The organism is Acutalibacter sp. 1XD8-36 (assembly GCF_009917525.1).
Classification (GTDB): domain Bacteria; phylum Bacillota; class Clostridia; order Oscillospirales; family Acutalibacteraceae; genus Acutalibacter.
Genome location: NZ_QZDU01000007.1, coordinates 117,537 through 133,750, shown reverse-complemented (window position 1 = coordinate 133,750; position 16,214 = coordinate 117,537). Strand labels below are relative to the sequence as shown.

Annotated in this window: 16 protein-coding genes; all 16 read right to left on the bottom strand. The window is 47.7% G+C overall.

Annotated elements, in window-relative coordinates; translation table 11 throughout:
* Positions 1–45: 45 nt before the first annotated feature.
* The 16 genes from D5270_RS11915 to D5270_RS11840 all read right to left on the bottom strand — a co-directional run bounded on the left by D5270_RS11915 (position 46) and on the right by D5270_RS11840 (position 16,127).
* The gene (locus D5270_RS11915) at positions 46–792 is read right to left on the bottom strand and encodes a Fic family protein (RefSeq protein ID WP_166544309.1); all 747 of its coding nucleotides are present in this window, start codon (positions 790–792) and stop codon (positions 46–48) included.
* 68 nt (positions 793–860) lie between these two features.
* Positions 861–2,795, bottom strand: coding sequence for a PcfJ domain-containing protein (locus D5270_RS17145; protein WP_166544308.1), 1,935 nt, complete (start codon positions 2,793–2,795; stop codon positions 861–863).
* Positions 2,796–2,807: 12 nt separating this feature from the next.
* Entirely contained in the window at positions 2,808–3,293 is a 486-nt protein-coding gene (locus D5270_RS11905) for a Cas9 inhibitor AcrIIA9 family protein (protein ID WP_166544307.1), read from the bottom strand.
* Positions 3,294–3,336: 43 nt separating this feature from the next.
* Positions 3,337–3,633, bottom strand: coding sequence for a hypothetical protein (locus D5270_RS11900; RefSeq protein ID WP_207709377.1), 297 nt, complete (start codon positions 3,631–3,633; stop codon positions 3,337–3,339).
* A 327-nt stretch (positions 3,634–3,960) separates the two neighbouring features.
* A complete protein-coding gene (locus D5270_RS11895; RefSeq protein WP_243150348.1) occupies positions 3,961–4,839 on the bottom strand; it encodes a phosphoadenosine phosphosulfate reductase family protein in 879 nt (292 codons plus the stop codon).
* A 152-nt stretch (positions 4,840–4,991) separates the two neighbouring features.
* Complete coding sequence (locus tag D5270_RS11890; protein ID WP_166544305.1) at positions 4,992–5,201, bottom strand: DUF3791 domain-containing protein; 210 nt, start codon at positions 5,199–5,201, stop codon at positions 4,992–4,994.
* A gap of 2 nt (positions 5,202–5,203) precedes the next feature.
* Entirely contained in the window at positions 5,204–5,443 is a 240-nt protein-coding gene (locus tag D5270_RS11885; protein WP_166544304.1) for a hypothetical protein, read from the bottom strand.
* Complete coding sequence (locus D5270_RS11880; protein WP_166544303.1) at positions 5,436–5,939, bottom strand: DUF3990 domain-containing protein; 504 nt, start codon at positions 5,937–5,939, stop codon at positions 5,436–5,438. Before D5270_RS11880 ends, D5270_RS11885 begins: the two co-directional genes overlap by 8 nt.
* A 60-nt stretch (positions 5,940–5,999) precedes the next feature.
* Entirely contained in the window at positions 6,000–8,471 is a 2,472-nt protein-coding gene (locus D5270_RS11875) for a hypothetical protein (protein WP_166544302.1), read from the bottom strand.
* A complete protein-coding gene (locus D5270_RS11870) occupies positions 8,443–10,566 on the bottom strand; it encodes a hypothetical protein (RefSeq protein ID WP_166544301.1) in 2,124 nt (707 codons plus the stop codon). The genes D5270_RS11875 and D5270_RS11870 overlap by 29 nt, the downstream gene beginning before the upstream one ends.
* A 136-nt stretch (positions 10,567–10,702) precedes the next feature.
* Positions 10,703–11,149 (bottom strand): LPD11 domain-containing protein, encoded by a 447-nt coding sequence (locus D5270_RS11865; protein ID WP_166544300.1) that lies wholly within the window; start codon positions 11,147–11,149, stop codon positions 10,703–10,705.
* Positions 11,150–11,555: 406 nt separating this feature from the next.
* Positions 11,556–12,362: a class B sortase gene (gene srtB, locus D5270_RS11860; RefSeq protein ID WP_166544299.1), complete on the bottom strand. Its 807-nt coding sequence runs from the start codon at positions 12,360–12,362 to the stop codon at positions 11,556–11,558.
* A gap of 7 nt (positions 12,363–12,369) precedes the next feature.
* Positions 12,370–13,200 (bottom strand): tyrosine-type recombinase/integrase, encoded by an 831-nt coding sequence (locus D5270_RS11855; protein WP_166544298.1) that lies wholly within the window; start codon positions 13,198–13,200, stop codon positions 12,370–12,372.
* Between the two features lie 53 nt (positions 13,201–13,253).
* Entirely contained in the window at positions 13,254–14,138 is an 885-nt protein-coding gene (locus tag D5270_RS11850) for a hypothetical protein (protein ID WP_243150346.1), read from the bottom strand.
* Between the two features lie 850 nt (positions 14,139–14,988).
* On the bottom strand, positions 14,989–15,969 hold the full coding sequence (locus tag D5270_RS11845) for a hypothetical protein (RefSeq protein ID WP_166544297.1): 981 nt from the start codon (positions 15,967–15,969) through the stop codon (positions 14,989–14,991).
* On the bottom strand, positions 15,966–16,127 hold the full coding sequence (locus D5270_RS11840) for a phosphopantetheine-binding protein (protein WP_166544296.1): 162 nt from the start codon (positions 16,125–16,127) through the stop codon (positions 15,966–15,968). Before D5270_RS11840 ends, D5270_RS11845 begins: the two co-directional genes overlap by 4 nt.
* Positions 16,128–16,214 lie beyond the last annotated feature (87 nt).

Genomic DNA, 16,214 nt, shown 5'->3' with positions numbered 1-16,214 from the left:
ATATATACCACGATATCTATTCTGTGTCAATGCCTTTTTGAATATTCAATTCATTTTTGCAATTTGCTTTTCCCACGTCTTTTCAGTCTGAGCCATGAGAAACGCCCGCAGCGCCTCCAATTCCTGTTGACTATCCCACGCCTCCAATGCGTTGTAGTAATCCCGCCTGTCCTCCTCGTGAATGACGATAGGCGGGTGGTTGTTGAGCACCAGCAGGTAATTCATGGCCAGCCGGCCAACTCGCCCATTCCCGTCAGCAAAAGGGTAGATATTCTCAAACTTAGCGTGAAAATATGCTGCCGCCGTCAGGGCTTTCTCAGGTACAACGTCCTGTAGCTCTTCCAGCAGTTCTGCCATCTCAGCGGCAACGTCTTCCGGGGCGGCACCCACCTCACTTTGACCTGTCACATAATCGTGATGCTTATACTCGCCCGGACGTTCTCCCAACTGCCATCTGCGGGGATCGTAGGTGTTCTGGGTCAGCGCATATTGCATCTCCACGATAAGCGTTTCATCCAGAGGACGCTTATCCCGAAAGGTACACAGGAACAGCTCATATGCGTCTTTTGCGTTGCGTATCTCGAACAATGTGCGCAGGTCGCCGGTATACCCGGTCACGCCATCATGCTCGAATATCTCCCGAGTGTCGTGGTAGGTAATATGCTCATTTTCAATTTTCCCGGAGTGGTACGCAAACGCGATGCTGTGGCTGCTCAGGGCCTCTGCCAGCTCGGCGTCAGTCTGGATATTTTTGCGCCGCCAAAGCTCCAGCGCCTTTTCGTAGTTCGTCATAGGCGGCCTCCTTTGTGAAGTCTTTTATCAATATTATAGCACGCTTTGGCTAAATGTACAACGTGGTTTTAGCTGGCAAGCGTCTGTACATTTCTCCACCGGCACACAGACTTTACGAAACCTTCTACAAACGCCCTCACCTCTTTCGGCGCGGAGCAGTCGCCAAAGCCGTACAACTGACGGATGCGCCCACTTTCCACGTCAATTTCAGCAGTAAAATAGGGCTTATTCGGTTGGCCGGTCCTGCGGATAAAGAACACCATCTGCTGGCCTTTGAGGTGCCGCTCATAGTATCCATAGTTACCCACGCAGTGGTTCAAACACTGCCCTTCCGTGAGAAAGTCCAGGCGTTTTTGCGGATATACCACCGTAAAGTCCTGGTTCGCATATGCCTGCGCCCACCAATATACGCTTTGGTCGATGGGCTTGTTTAACTCTTTTTGCCGTTCTTCTTCCTTTTGTTCGTTGACCCTTGCGGTCAACAGGTCGTGCTGGAACTTCAGATCCTTGGGTTCAAGAACACCTCGCTTTTTCATATCGCTTTTGAGTTCGCTGGCGCAGTTAAGGTAGTCGCGGTATAGCGTAACAAAATAATCTTTTTTTCGTTTCTTCAGAGCACCGGCAGCCTGTGCATACTGTTTATTCAAATATCGCAGGACTCGACCAAGCGAGTTATACTGCGTGGTTTCACTCAATGTATGTAGGGTATAGCTGTCCATGTTCCGTGCACAAAGCTGCCTGACAGTATCCTCCGGCACCCAGCGCCCTGCTGCTGAGATAACATCGATTTCCAGCGCATTGGCTTGCGTTTCCCGCAGTATGGGCAGATATTGTTTGCTGACCCCAAACAGTTCTGTAAAAGTATTTCCAGACTTATTACGCAAGCTGGGCTCTGCTGCCAGAATTGGCAGCCCCGTCTTGAACAGGTACTCCGCCTGTGGAGAAGCCCGTAGGTTGTCCAATAGATTCCGGAATTTCAGCAAGCGGTGGATCCCCTTCAAGCCAGCGGCCAGGTCAACATTGCAATACTGGCTCCCGAAAACCCGCCGCAGATTTCTTGTGTAAACGTGGGTTGTATCATAACATTCCTCACCATTTTTCAGTCGGCTCCAGCCCCTCACATAGTATGGCCACCAGTAATAATAGTAGGCGTAGCACTTCCCGCTTGGGGTTCCGGCAGGATAAATGTTGAGGAAGTAGTCAGAGAACTCATAGTCAGGTCTGACACTGTCTGCTGAAATCGTCCGCACTATGTCTACATAGCGAAGGATCAGCTGCCCCTTCGCCTTTTGTGCGATGCAGATTTTCGCCTTGTGCGTGATCTCGCCCTTGACCCACTGGCCACGGAACAGCACCGGTGTGCCGCATTTGGGGCATACACCGACGCTGCCTGTTTTTGTGGAGCGGTCAAGAGGAAAGCACTTTCCACAGTGTCGGCAGCTTCCCCAGCGCTTGCCCTTTTCCAACTTGGAAATATACACAACAGAGTCGGTGAACACATTGTACTCGCAATATTTTTCCAGGTCAGCCGGGTATTTCGGGAGCATGGCAAGATGTTTTTCCATCAGTGCCATTTTTGCCTCCCATGTTTTCCTCTTTTTCTCCCATGCTATATCAGAAATGAAGCTACAGACTGTGTTGATAATGAAGCTGTCGTCCCGGGTCGATATTGAAGCTGCTTTGATAACCGAACGCACGATATCCTCAGCTCCAGACTTAATTGCAACTCCTGTATGCAGCGCCGGGAACGAAAGGAATGGGTTCCGCCGAGTCCAACTGCCAGGTTCCAGCCCCATGTCGAGCTGTCCGACCAGCGTGATATAGTTTTTGCCATCGGTGAAAAAGCGGAACTGGAGCTTGCTTTTTTCATACACATCAATGGCAAGGATTTCCCCGCAGCGTTTTGGTGTGAACGTTGCTACGCCAGCTGTAAAGCTGCATTTCTTTTTGGCTTTTGGGCCTGGGGTCAAGGGAAGATTCTTCAATTCGTTTTTAATAAGCACAACGCCACCTCCTTAAAACAGCGAAAGCTGAATGATTTCAGGCTGGGCAGGCGGCGCGGGCTTCTTGGGTTCGGCCGTCTTTCGAGCTGTCTTCGCTGCCATCGGTTTAGAGGCCGGCTTTTTAGGTTCTTTCGCCATCTCCTCCTCACTGGGTGCGCTGCCGTTGATGGATATGTTCATCAGAAACTCCACATCGGCGTTGGGAAAGTAAGCCTTTACAAGACCGCGGTACACATCAATGTCTGAGATAGACGTCCCACAGCCTTTGAGCACCTCGGCACAGCAGTCTGAGAGGGTGCGCTTTGTTTTGTAGACTACCTCGGCAAATACCGGTGATTCCTCGCAGAAGTGGGTCACCTGGGCTGCGGCAGACTTTGAGATACATACTTCCTTTTGACCGCCTGCAAAGTTTTTCAGCTCGGCGGCAATTTTTTCTACAGCTTGGGCCTGGTAGTTTTCGGGCTGGTAGTCGTTAAGGGTTATGATTTTTTCTGGCATATTATTTTCTCCTTAAATTAAATTATCAGCGTTCTGAAGAATGTCAATAGCCGATGGGTCTGCCCGGATCTGGCGACCACAGCTGTTTTGCATTGTCATCTCGGTAAGCCCGGCAGAGGTAGCCATAGTAATCCAGCTCAAACTCGTACTGTGGCAGCGCTGCCCGGAGTTGTTTTGCCAGAGTATAGTGGGCTAGCTTGCCAGGTACATCCCACCAAGCATCACAGACGCCTTCTTTCTTTACCATCTGGGCAAATACCTCGACTTTGCCGGGTTTTGCAAAAGTTGTGCCCATGCACATATTGTGTACAAGGGATCTTTTTCTCATCTGACTGTTCATCTTTTCCTCCTTTGCCAGCCTAAGCTGGTAGTTTATTTTGTGGGGTATTGTACCCCGGTATATAAATGAAAAGAGCACGCAAAGGATTTACTCTGCGTACTCTTTTTGCCTAAAGAAAGGCTGGTATTAAATTGTGGCGGGATTCCCCGGTAGGAACGAAAAAAGCGCCTGGAAGATAAACCTCCAGACGCTCTGTAACTCAGATAACTGTGTTTGACTGCTTCAAACTTGATACTATGCTGTTAGTATAACAGATGCAAGGAGAAAATGCAAGCAGATTCCATCACTTTATGTCATCATCAAAGTGCATTATGCGCCCAAGCATAGTCACAGGTGTTTATAGCCCCCAATCTCGCCGCCCCAAATGTCGAGCTGGCCTTCCAGGTTCTTATCCTCCATCCACCAACGAAATACCTCATCGGCAGTCTGCCATAGTCTATCTTTACCTGTTGCTATTCTGCCTTCAAGCATCCGAACAAAGGCGCGGCGGTATAGTTGCTCATACTTAGGCCAGAGCTGAAACTCTGTGTAGCGGCTTTTGCTCGCCATAGGACATCCTATGCACCCTACGCGCCGCAATCCCATTGAGTAACAGGGATTCACTTCTATCCCTGCATCGTGCAGGAAAGCCCACACGTCCCGGTCAGTCCAATCCACAATGGGATGGACCTTCAATTTTGCTTTAGCTTGGCAAACGGCAATCACCCGACTGTCACCGTTATCCATGTCAAAGGTGATTTTCTCACGCCTTGTCTTCCCCGGAAGTTCTAAAACACCAGAATCCGCCCGGCTAATGCTCTCAGCGCTGCGGACTCCAAGGACAATGCACCGGTGAGGGTTTGCCACTTCTTTCAGATATGCGCAGCACCACCTTATTTTCCGGGTGGGTGGAATAAGCTTTTGAGGTATGAGTTTCCACATACTGGTGGGATTACCCTTATAGAGCGGAGAAAGAATAGCGCAGGGAACGCCCGCAAGCTCTAAGCGCCGAAAAGTTTTCCTAACGTGTCTTACCGTTTCCGGCGCGTCGGCAGTGGTCAGGTTGTGTACAACTTCAAAGGGGATTCTTGCCCGTCTGCACAACTCTAAGCAAACCTCACTGTCCTTCCCACCACTTACCGTGACCAATAATGGTTTCTGGTAGTATTTCTCACTCATCTCAGCTGCCATTCTCAGGCGTTCGATTGCTTTGTGTTCTAAGTCCATGCGATTCCTCCATTAACATCATTAGTTGGCTTTGATAAATGAAAAGAGCACGCAAAGCTTTCACTCTGCGCGCTCTTTTTGCCTAAAGAAAGGCCAATGTTTGATTGTCTTATATTTGATATAGTAGTTTCAAGTCAGATGCGCAGGCCCAATTACGCTCGTTTGCCCTGCGATTCAATATACTGGCCTATGTCTTCTACTATATACTGTCTGCCCGTGGTATGAAGCGATTCATAGAAATCACGGATATAGCCGATCACCTGGTACTGGTTGAAAAGGTCAATGACCTCACGGCCTTTCAGATTTTTCGCGGTTTTGTACTGTTCTATGCAGTATACCACGAATCTGGTTTTTTCATCCATGGTCACGCCTCCTCCGGGTAGGTGATCTCTCCTGTCCGCTGTTCCTCATCCCATAGGGAGTACAAAGTCGGCACGCTCAGGTGCCAGAGCTTGGTTCCTTCCTGCTCCAGCCTGCTGTACAGCTCTGACTGATAAAGCCGTGTCAGTGCCTCGGTTTCGGACAGGTCATAGCCGGACATGATGGCGCTTACGAGTCTTGGCACTATCAGCTCCAAGGGAGCCTTTATCCCTCTGCTACTCATGATTTGCCTCCTCTCCATCAAGCGTTCCCACAAAGCGGAGTGTTTCCAACGCTTTTTCCGTGGAGAAAGTCATCTGATTATAGAGCTTTTTCACTTTCAAGCGGCTCACCGTTTCCTCTTTTGTCAGTATGCCATCCTCATAAGCGGCAAATGTACGGTAAATGGTATCATTTGCCACCGGGCCCAAAACAATATCATATTTGGGGCCCAAATAGCTGCCGCTCCGGTTCTCAAAGACAAAGTCCAGCCACGCCTCATCCGCTGCAGCAAAAACTCTCACCAGAAGTGATGCCATCAAAGAAGCCACTTCCGGGACCGCATACACGCTGACACAAGGCGTTCCCACCCTCCTGCGAGCGGCGACCTTTTCAGCAAAGCTGACTGCCTGCTCCAGATTGGTTGTTGTATAAAAGCCCGATCCAAAATCCAGCGTCCGGCTCTGTTGGATCAACCGAGGTTTTTCTACGATCATGTTGCTTCCATGATATAAGGTCATGTTCTATTCTCCCTCTGGTTCTGACGGTTTTTAATAATTATATCACATTTCTCATAAAAATCAATCCGTTACCCGCTTTGCCAAAAACGAGTTAGCCACATAGTTTCCCTCGTCAGATGCCGTTGCCTGTCCACCCAAGCTGTCCAGGTACTGCCTTCCGGCCTTTGACTTGGAAATATACAGGCTGAGCCGGGTTCTGACAAACGCATCTGTAACAGCATCAAAGTATTGGCCGCTGACCACCAGCATGACGCCCATTTTCTCCGCTTTCTGTTCGGCGGTATGAAGGAGCACTCGGATGATGTCTGCCGTCTGCTTCGGGTCAGCATGGCTGATATAGGGCCGCTCCAGGAAAAGCACAGGCTGCTCTGGATTTGAGGCTGGTTCTGAAGCACCTGTAAGACTCTCCAGATCCACAAAGGTCAGCCTGTTCTGGCCTTCATGCTGACCGCCGTTACCTGTCCATGCTTTCGTCAAGCGCATATAGGCGCGGCCCAGAGTTTTGCCGTTTGATCCCGCATAGAGCAGCTTTTTATTGGAGTCGAACCCAGCCAACAGACAGTCACGGTACTCGCCGTTCTCATATGAAAGACAGGTACGCTGTGGAATGGTTCCAGCCAGCATAGTGGAGATGAAGTCGTCCCGTTCTTCTATCTGAATGTTTGCGTGTGAGGTTTGTGTATTGTTCTTCCAGATCTCTATGCTGTGTTCCGGGAGTTGGATCGCCAGTTCCCGGCTCAAGTCACCCTTGTGATACTTCAATTCACGGAATCTGCCCATCAGCTCGGCCTTTATCACCCGCATATATGCGGCCTTGTGTTCATTGTTCAGGCATTCCATATACTTCATAGCTATGTTCGCGCCGTCCTGGCAGAGGAAAAGGAGAATGTTGTCTTTGTTTTGATTTTGAAACTCCTCTGACAACTCCATCTTTTCTGCTAAATGACCCCAGTTCGGGTCTGTCCGGGTAAGATCAGCTTTCAACTCCTCTATCGACCCAAAGCCGGTGAGAGAATCCAAACTTCTCAGCGCTATCAGAACGTCCAGCTGTGTTTTCATGCCGGGCAGCAAATGTCTGCACTGGTCCCAGTGAACCAACAGCCGCACTGCTTCTTTAGCCTGAAGGCCGTCGATATGGCTAAACTCTGCCTGCATCCAGTCTGCCAGCGGCTTTTGGGTGAGCTTTACTGCCAAGGCTGCTGTCTCATTGTCATCCAATCCGTCCAGCAGGGTACGCTTACAAACCTGCCGGAACACCAGCAGCCGGTAGTCCTGGCTGTCTGAAATGAGAGCGTGGTAGAAATTCCAGTACAGTTCTGGTCTGCCGTGCAGGGCTTGTATCTCCGGAAATGTATATTGCCTGCCATGCGCATAAAACCCGGGGTGAAACCGGCTGACGACCATTTTTCTACAGGCGGCCAGATCTCTTTCCGTAAGCTCATTGAGGTTAAAGTGTTCTTCATAGAAAGGCTTATCCAAAAGAATTGAGTTGCTTGGTAAGCTGCAGAACGACTCTGCGTGCTCATCCACCAGCCGAATAAAGTGATTCTTGTTGTGAATGATGGCATATAGCAAAATTGTTTCTTCTTTTGAATCCATTTCGGAAAGGTCTATGGTTTTGAACTTAGCGCCGTACAGCGCGTTGGTATACCCGACCCGGGTGGACAAGGTGTGTTCCCAGTCTTCATTCGGCCTGGCTGCCAACAGGCGTTTCATAGCTTTCAATTCATCGGGTTTATATCCGTTTTGCTCCCAAAAGACAAAAAATGGACGCAGCGCGGGCAGGGGCAAAGTGATGACTATCTCCGTTATAAGCGCGGCATGATCTGCCCCCGGTTCAGCGAACTGCCGGTACTCATTCATCGTCAGGAACCCATCCACTTGCTTCTCATAAAGCAGCCGGGTCAATGAAAGCAGGTCTGGGTGGTCAGCCAAGAAGTTGAACACTTCCGTGAACGGTGCGGAATGGCACAGCTCGCAGCGCCCCACAAAAGGTTCCTGCAAAAAGTCCTTCTGCTCTTCGGTGAGAACAGCAGGGACTTCTATGCAGTTTGAAAGACTTTTGACAACAAGTTTCACAGCGTCTTCAGTCAGCCCAGCACCCGCAAAGTTATCCAGGTAGATCAGGCGGTTGGATTCTTCGATGGGATCGACACCCATGGCCTCCAAGAAGTTGTCGATAGTGGACTCCGCTATATCCCGTCCCGTGGACCAAAAGGCAGGCAGGAACCGGCCGATCTGAACTTGCAGATGAACAGAACTAATTTCTCCGTTGGCAATAGTGCTCAAAAGTTTAGTGTAGAAATCCGCAAACAAAGGGTTTTGGATAAACTCCCGCTGGAAGTTGGCTCCAACTCCTACCTGTCTGCCTAACGACTTCTCTATGCGGCCGCAGCTTTCCAGCAGCGTTTGCGTGTCGAACTTCTTAAGCCACTCCAGGGGCAAGTCTATCTTATTCATTTTAAGTATGACTTTTACCCGCTCCGTCATTGTTGTGCCCACCTCAGCAGGCTTTGTTACAGTTGTTGTCATTTGTTACTTCCTCCTTTAGCAATTTAATGTAATCCTGCATCTCGTCAATTTGCAGCGCTCCGTTCTCTATCAGTTTGCCGCACACCTTCAGAAAGCCGCCCATGCCCTCTCTGTCCAAGCAGTATCCGGCAGCAGAGAGCAACGCATCCAGCTGTTCCCTCACTACTGTACAGGCAATCTGCTCGTCCCGCAGTGAATAGTTGTTCCGGTCCAGGAATTTGAAAATCTTGGGGAAGGTATGCTCCATATCTTGAAACCTAGTGCGTATTTCGGATTCCCGAACCGCTTGGGCCTGCCGTTCCATTTCTAATTTGGCTGCGGCTTCTGCCTCATGTTCTGCCTCAAGCTCCTCGGAAGTGAGATACTGCTGCTTTAAGTAATTTCCATGATATCCAATCAAATTCTTTTGGGTGATCAGCTGGTCAAACAATGTACGTTGCTCAGATGGGGACAGCAGGTGCGCTGCATCTTTATCCCTCAGGACTAAAAGTGCGAATTTCAAATACTTTTCTGGCTCAAATGTAAAGATGAAGTCCTGAAGCCACCCCAGAAGGGTGCGCTGCATCTCCTCGTCCAGGAAGTTATTGCACAAAGTCAATTTGTCCGAATAGTAGCCATCGATGCTATACACATTGCGGAACAGGCTGTTGCGGTTGTACCCCAAGAGTTGTTCCAGGCTGTACATATCATGCCCGGCAAAATATTTTTCGCAAAACCGAAACACCGATAAATTGAAGTCGGCGCACAGGTAGCTCGTAATGTTTTTCATCACATTTCGATTTGCAGCTTCTCCATTCTGGTCCAGACAGCCGCAAAAGCTGTCCCAAAGGTCAATGGCACCTTTTTCAACCAGCAGCTTCATGCCGTACTCATCCGTTTCCAGGCACTCAGATACATAGCTCGCACCGGTCAGCGTGTCGTACCTGGCAATGCGGGACTGTATCTCCTCTTTGGACATATCATTGGAAAGATGATCCCGAAACAGTCTTCTGTATTTTTCGTGCTCGAAAACCTCTGCCAGCTTATCCCACTTTGTGTCCATGATGTCAAAGCAGGCAAAGATATCGTGATTCAGGCCAGCCGCATCTGCAAGCCAGATAAAGGTGTCCACATTTTGCAGCACTGCCCGTTCCTCTATGGCGTGGATCAGGCTGTGGGTCCCATAGCACAGCTTGGGAAACCGTGCGTATTGGCGATAAATGCTACTCAGCCAGTCGTAGACCCCCGGCGTGCATAACTCTTTCTGTGAAACCACTTCCTGGAATAGCTGCACCACGATTTTTGTCGTTACGACAGAATCGGTACGCAAAACCGTGTCAGCTGCCTGTGACTGCACACACATCATGTTTGCGTAGGCAATCTCAAGCGAGGTGTAGCCGCTTGCTGTCAGCTCATTGAACTCCCTGCTGCCCGGCTTTACGAACATCCGGGGCAAAGCACAAAGAGCCCGGAATAGCGCCGCATCTTTCCCGCGGTATCCTTTCAGTATGGGAATGATCCGCACGATGAGCCAGTCCAGGAGCTTGGTATTTCCCAAAACCGGCAGGGAGCGCTCTTTTCCCAGCAGGCGCAGCAGGTGGGGTTTAAAGTGGCTGAAGGACTGGGCGAAATCCGGGCACAAACTTATAATAAAAATAAGTTCTTCTGTTGAGCAGTACTTCCGATTGTAAAAAGAGTTTTCCCATTTCGGCGTGTCATCCCCGAGCAGGCAGAGCGCACCAGCCAGGAAAATGTCATCTTCCGCTTTGGCTCTCACTTTGTCCAGGAACACATACTTCTGTTTTCCCACGAACATATTGGCTGTCAGAAGTTCGCTTGTGAACCCAAGAGCCAGGGCAATGGCCCGCAGGTCTTCGTCCGGCATCCCGAAGCGCTCCTCATAGCGCTCCAGCAGTTCACCCAGATACAGGAAACCGTACTGCTCCTGCATGGTTTCTGCCACTGGTTCCGCTGTGCGGAGAAAGCAGCGGTTATTCAGCTCCCTGATTTGTTCAAGCGAAACCTTTGCGGTTTCCATGATAAAGTCGGTAACTTGGTTGAAAAGCTCAAGGTTGAGTTTTTGGGCAATAGATTGCATTTCTGATTTTGGCAGCATTTTGTCCTCCTTTGTCAGCCGAAGCTGGTAGATTTTTTTGTGGGGAACTTTGCCCCATTATATTAAAAAGCACGCAAAGATTTTTCTATGCGCGCCTTTTTGCACCGTTTGGAACCTGATATTAAGTTATAAACGCCTATTTGCTTTCACACATCTTTCTCTCATAGTCCAGTATCTGTTCCCATGATAGCCATTGGGGTTTCTCATCCTCGGCAAATTCCAGCCAGATTTTTTTCATGGCTTCAATGTGTTCTCTCTCATCGTGTCCTGATAGCCCGGCCTGACTTCTGTTTCCATATCCAAGATAATAGTCACAGTCGCTTCTTAGCCGGTCCAGCATCATATACTGAAAACTTTTATCCACCTTGACTTTATCACGGATAATGATAAACTCCTGTGCTATAGGATATTCTGGCTCACCATCAAAATCATTGTTTACGACAGAATATAGGGAGGGGATTTCTGAATCACCGCAACTTATATCCTTCCACAGGTGGTTGTGTTGATCTTTGTACACGGGGTGCGACCAGAAATCATCCCCTATATACTTCAATTTTAGCTTTTCTTTTCCTTTCTGATTCATTTTTATTCTCCTTGTATTATAGAGTAGTAGTTATTAAAGCCCCTCTCCAAGGGCTGAAGGTGCCACACTGTATCGGAGAAATAAATATTCTCGACTACGTATTTATCAATCCGAACACCGTGGACAGTTTTCATCTGTTTTCGGAAAGAACCGCTGCTGTAAAGCCCAGGATATAGCTAGAGTAGGGCTCGGGGCCACCGGGCAGTCCAGCTATAACCTTTCATAACTTGTTTTTACATTATGCTCTGATTCCGTTATGAAAAAACAAAAAAGCGCCTAAAAGCACAAGGCTTTAAGACGCTTTGATAACCCGGATAACTATGTTTGCTAAAGACAAACTTGATACTATAGTGTATAGTATAGCATATTTGAATTGTAATTGCAATAGGAAAACAAATTTTGTAAGTCAATTTTGTATGAGCTTGCTCAGAAGCACAAACCTCGCGTTGTAGAATTCATAGCTACACGTAGAAAGAGTAACAACACGGTCGCTTGCGGTCAGCGCAACTGAGTTTGAAAACAGAGAACGCTCTTTTGCAGATAAAAGCCACTGGGCAAACTCCTCCTCTGATGTAAAATCCGTCGGCCAAGCATCATCGTCCACATTAGCAACATACCCGGCAAAAAACTCCAGCTTAAAGCTGCCCTCCAGCGTAATCAGCTTGCCCGTGGGGTGCCGCTCATAGAACTCCTGGCTTTTATAGTGCATAAGATTCTGGAACATGGTGCCGTTATCCATGTTGTGGCCATAGATAATGCTGTTCTCGTTGGAAAAATCCGGGCTGTTCCGGTTGTCCAGGAAGATACACCCGGAGCTGTTCCACTCGCCGGTGAACAGGTGGTGCAGATAATAATCGTTGTCTGCGTGTTGGGCGATGGGGTAGTCGATATCGGTGCCGTCGATGGTGAGCCAGCCGACAATCTCTGGATTGATTGCTTTCAGAGCTTCAAAGTCAATTTCGGCCTGTAGCTGTTCGGTGGTATCTTCTTGGGATTGTTCAAAGTCTGGCTGCAGTTCCAGTTCCAATGTTTGGCTGACATCTGGCCGGGTAGTAGGAGTTACCCTATATTGATGTATGTGCTTCCGCAAATCTTCATATGACTGTACACTCTCATTATCCTCTTGGATGGGAATGTAGACCTGCCATGCCGCCACACCGAAGCCCATGAGCAAAAGTAGCACTATAATTATAAAGATGATATTTTTTCTCATTTGTACCTCACAGCTTATTTGCCTTTTCTTTCATGGCCTGGGCGGTGGGGTTGGCATAAATCAAGGTGGTCTGCACATTGCTGTGGCCTGCCTGGTTCGCCACCTCATGGATGGAGTATCCGCTTTCCAAAGCATGGGAGCAGAAAAAGTGACGTAATTTGTGGGGCGTGATGGTGTCTGAATATCTGTTGAAAATCTGATTGATACGGCTGGGGGTCAGTTTCTCGCTCTGCCTGCTTATAAATAGGAAAGGACTCGCGGACTGGCGTTCCTTCAGGTACTCCCGCAGGGCGTGGACGGTCTTATCGTTTAGGTACACCAGCCGCTGCTTGTCACCTTTACCAGTCACACGGATTTCCTTAGAGGTCAAATCGACTTGACTCAGCTTGAGGTTCACGCATTCATCACGCCGGATGCCGGTGTATGCGCACAGGGTAACAATGGCATAATCCCGCTTGCTGCCGCTCTCCAGGATTCTCTGTCGGAAAGCCTCCACATCTTTCTTGGTCACGGTACAGGGGCTGGCGTACTGCGTTTGGACTTTCATGAAGTCGCTGGGCAAAACTGCCGCTTCGGTCTGCTGGCCGGTTTCTATGAGCCAGTCGCAGTAACAGCGCAGGGATGACAGGTGATGATTGATTGTCTTGTGACTGTAATTCTTTAGGTTGCGCATATAGGAGATATATTCCAGCACATTAGCGCGGTAGATCTGAGCGGGCGGCTCACCAAAAGTTTCCTCACACCACTTGAAATAAAGGGTCATGACCCTGCAATATGCAGAAATTGTCCTGGAAGATTTCCCTTGCCTTTGCAGATATTTTGAAAATTGTTTTAACATAAAATCGCCTCCATCCTGTATTACACAGGACAGAGGCGGTTTTGCAACTAATTTTACGAATTATTTTCCAGCATCCGGGCATACTCGGCCCGCTCGTGCACCGGGATTTTAAGAGCTTCCATCGCCTGGTCCACAGAAAGCGACAGCGTTTCCATCAGGTTCTTGATGGATTGCAGGAGGCTCTCTTGGGTCCCTTGCTTTATGCCTTGCTTCATGCCTTCTTCGATGCCTTTTGCTCTGCCCTCTTTTAATCCTCTCTCTAAAACGCCTTTGCTCAGATTACACATACCAGACACCTCCTGTTCAAAGCTCTGCGATATGGGTATGGAAAACTCGTCCTCCAACACATTCTTCTTTATTTGTGGCTGAATATCTGTTGCCAGCAGCACATCCAGCATCCTCAGTAGGCCCTCTGAGCGGTCTGAATCACCCAGGCAAATCATCAGGGTGGTAAGCAAGTCGTAATTTTCCGGCTTTTCTTCTGCCTTGCCTACCAGGTGCTCCTCCGCCATGCGGTAGCGGTTGATGGTATTCTCCCGGTACTTGGGCGGGTTCATGCCGATCCAGATGGAGTAGACTTTCTTCACCTTGCCGTACTGCTCCGGCGGGAAGTCTACACCGTACTGGGCGGAAATCAGCCTGCTGCAATAGTATATTTCCCGCTTAATAAGCGGATAGCCGGGGTAATACTCGTTCTGCGCCTCAATATTGATGATAAGCTCAATATAGCCGTCCAGCCTGGGCGCTATGGCTCGGAACCGGATGTCGAAAGCCACTGTGCCTTCCCTGATAGTAGTGTCCTCGTTGGTATCGCCTTTGATTCGTGGGGTGCCATCCGCCAAAACCGGCGTTTCACCAATTTCTGGCGTGCCTTCGATATACTTGGTTTCTATGTCCTCTACTGGCACATCCCGGAACTCCTCCAGGCACTCTTTCATAATGCGGGCCAGAATGGCTTTCTCCGAGAGCAGGCGCTTGCAGGCAGCCGGCCATGTCCGTTGCGTCTAGGCCCTGGCCGATAGTCGTGGCAGGTTCCATGCGTATCACCTCTTTGATATTATCATACCATAGGCGGCGGGCTTTTTCAAGATAATTCGTAGGCGGGCGCTCCATGGATTTTATTGTGTTTAACTCATTTCCTTTGGATTTGACTTTGATTGTGTTTAGCTGGAGCGCTTCTTTTGGGGCTAAATGTCTGTTGGGTTAAACACAATCACTATTAAACAAAACCCGCTGACGCGGAGGTATTCTAATGCAAGCAACTTTCCTGTAAACCAATGTAACAGCAATACAGCACAATCCCCAAGGAAAAAGCACGAGGACCCCTCGATGGTGGCCAGCGAGAGAATCAATCCAGGTGTAAATACCGGAACGAGAGCCACATCTGCACGGAGTTTTAGCCACACTCTGCCGCGAGAGCCACAAAGAAGGCAGGTCCACAAAAGATAGACCTGCCAGCAGAAACAAGATTAGGAATTGAAAAGCCGGAAAGAAGAATGGATCAGATTGAGATCCCCATCACCGTCTTTAGAGAAGATGTTTTTCCTTTGAGGAAAATGTTTTCTCTAAAGACGATTGGGGTGACTTGGTTTTAATCCACTCGTCCTTACAATTTTTTGTCTCATAATCCCGTTCTATTTGGAGGAGTATGTTTTCCTGCAAGCTCCTCTTTTTTTACTGTGCGGCTCCCTCCGGCGCACCACGGCCCTTTCTCCGTGCAGATGCGGTTCTCGCTCCAGTATCTATAACACGCAAATAAATTCATTCGCTCTGTACTCAATACGAAGCTTATGTTATGATAAGCTTCATAAATAGGCTAGAAACCCGAAAAAAGCTGTTACGGGATAAATCACAAAGATCTACAAATTGTTTGTTTGTTGTATCATCAAAGCGATTTGACAAAAAAGATTTGGAAATCAAAAAAAAGAGCTTTTCTGTTGACTCGGAAACTTCCCTTACAATATTAGTAGAGGATTCATCTGCATTAATCTTCAAATCGTCACACAGGATTTCAAACCGAAGTTGCATAAGCTTAGCCGCTTCACGCAAAAAGTTTGAAACTTCATACCACCTTGCTAATAATCTATTATTAGCATTCGTTGATTCTATATTTCTTAAAAATGAATCCAGTGCTCCTATTCCATATGAATCCAAGTTCCCGACAGTGAGGCCATCTTTAAGCTTTAATAATTCAAGATAAACTTTTGAATATGAAATCTCATGTGAAATATTGTCATCAAATTTAAATGCCAATAATCCATCACTTTCACGAGAATTTGGGTTACTGTACAACTCAATTCCTTTGGATAAGCTTTCATATGTAATTTCAAATGGAACGAAAGAATGTCCCTGGAAGTCTTTACACATAAACATTTTTTTATCTGGGTCAACGCCATATATCATCATCCGATGAGTAGCATTTGATGAATCTTGATAAAAATCAATCACTCTTCTCGCAATGGGCACACTAAGATAATACCCATCCCTTATAAGACTAATAAAGAAATCTATGTCTTTTCGCATTCTCTTCAACAAATCAACAGGAAGAAACACTCTTTTTAACCCATATATACTTTCATAGTCAATCAGATTTTCAAAGCGGAATACAACTTCATCATTTGATCTTAGATGTATCGCATAAAAGTTAATATAGTTTTCCATAACAAATTTTCTAAAGAAATCTGATTTTGAATCAATAGCTGAAAATATCATGGTATCATCTGGGATTGTTGAAATAAATGGATCATAAATCGGATTTTTATATATCACAAACCTCCCTCCCCATTATTTTGCCTTGTGCTAACGATGATATCCTTTAATCCTGAAATCGTATTCGCTTCTGACATAATAAGTTTGTCATCAGGAAATTCAAAGTCAAATGCATCTTCCAAGGAAACAACAAGAGAAACGAAAGTGATAGAGTCCATACCAAATAAGAAATCATCTCATCGATTTCAGCGATACTGGGTATTTTATTTTCACATAAATCATTGCCAAAATACACATAATCAAGT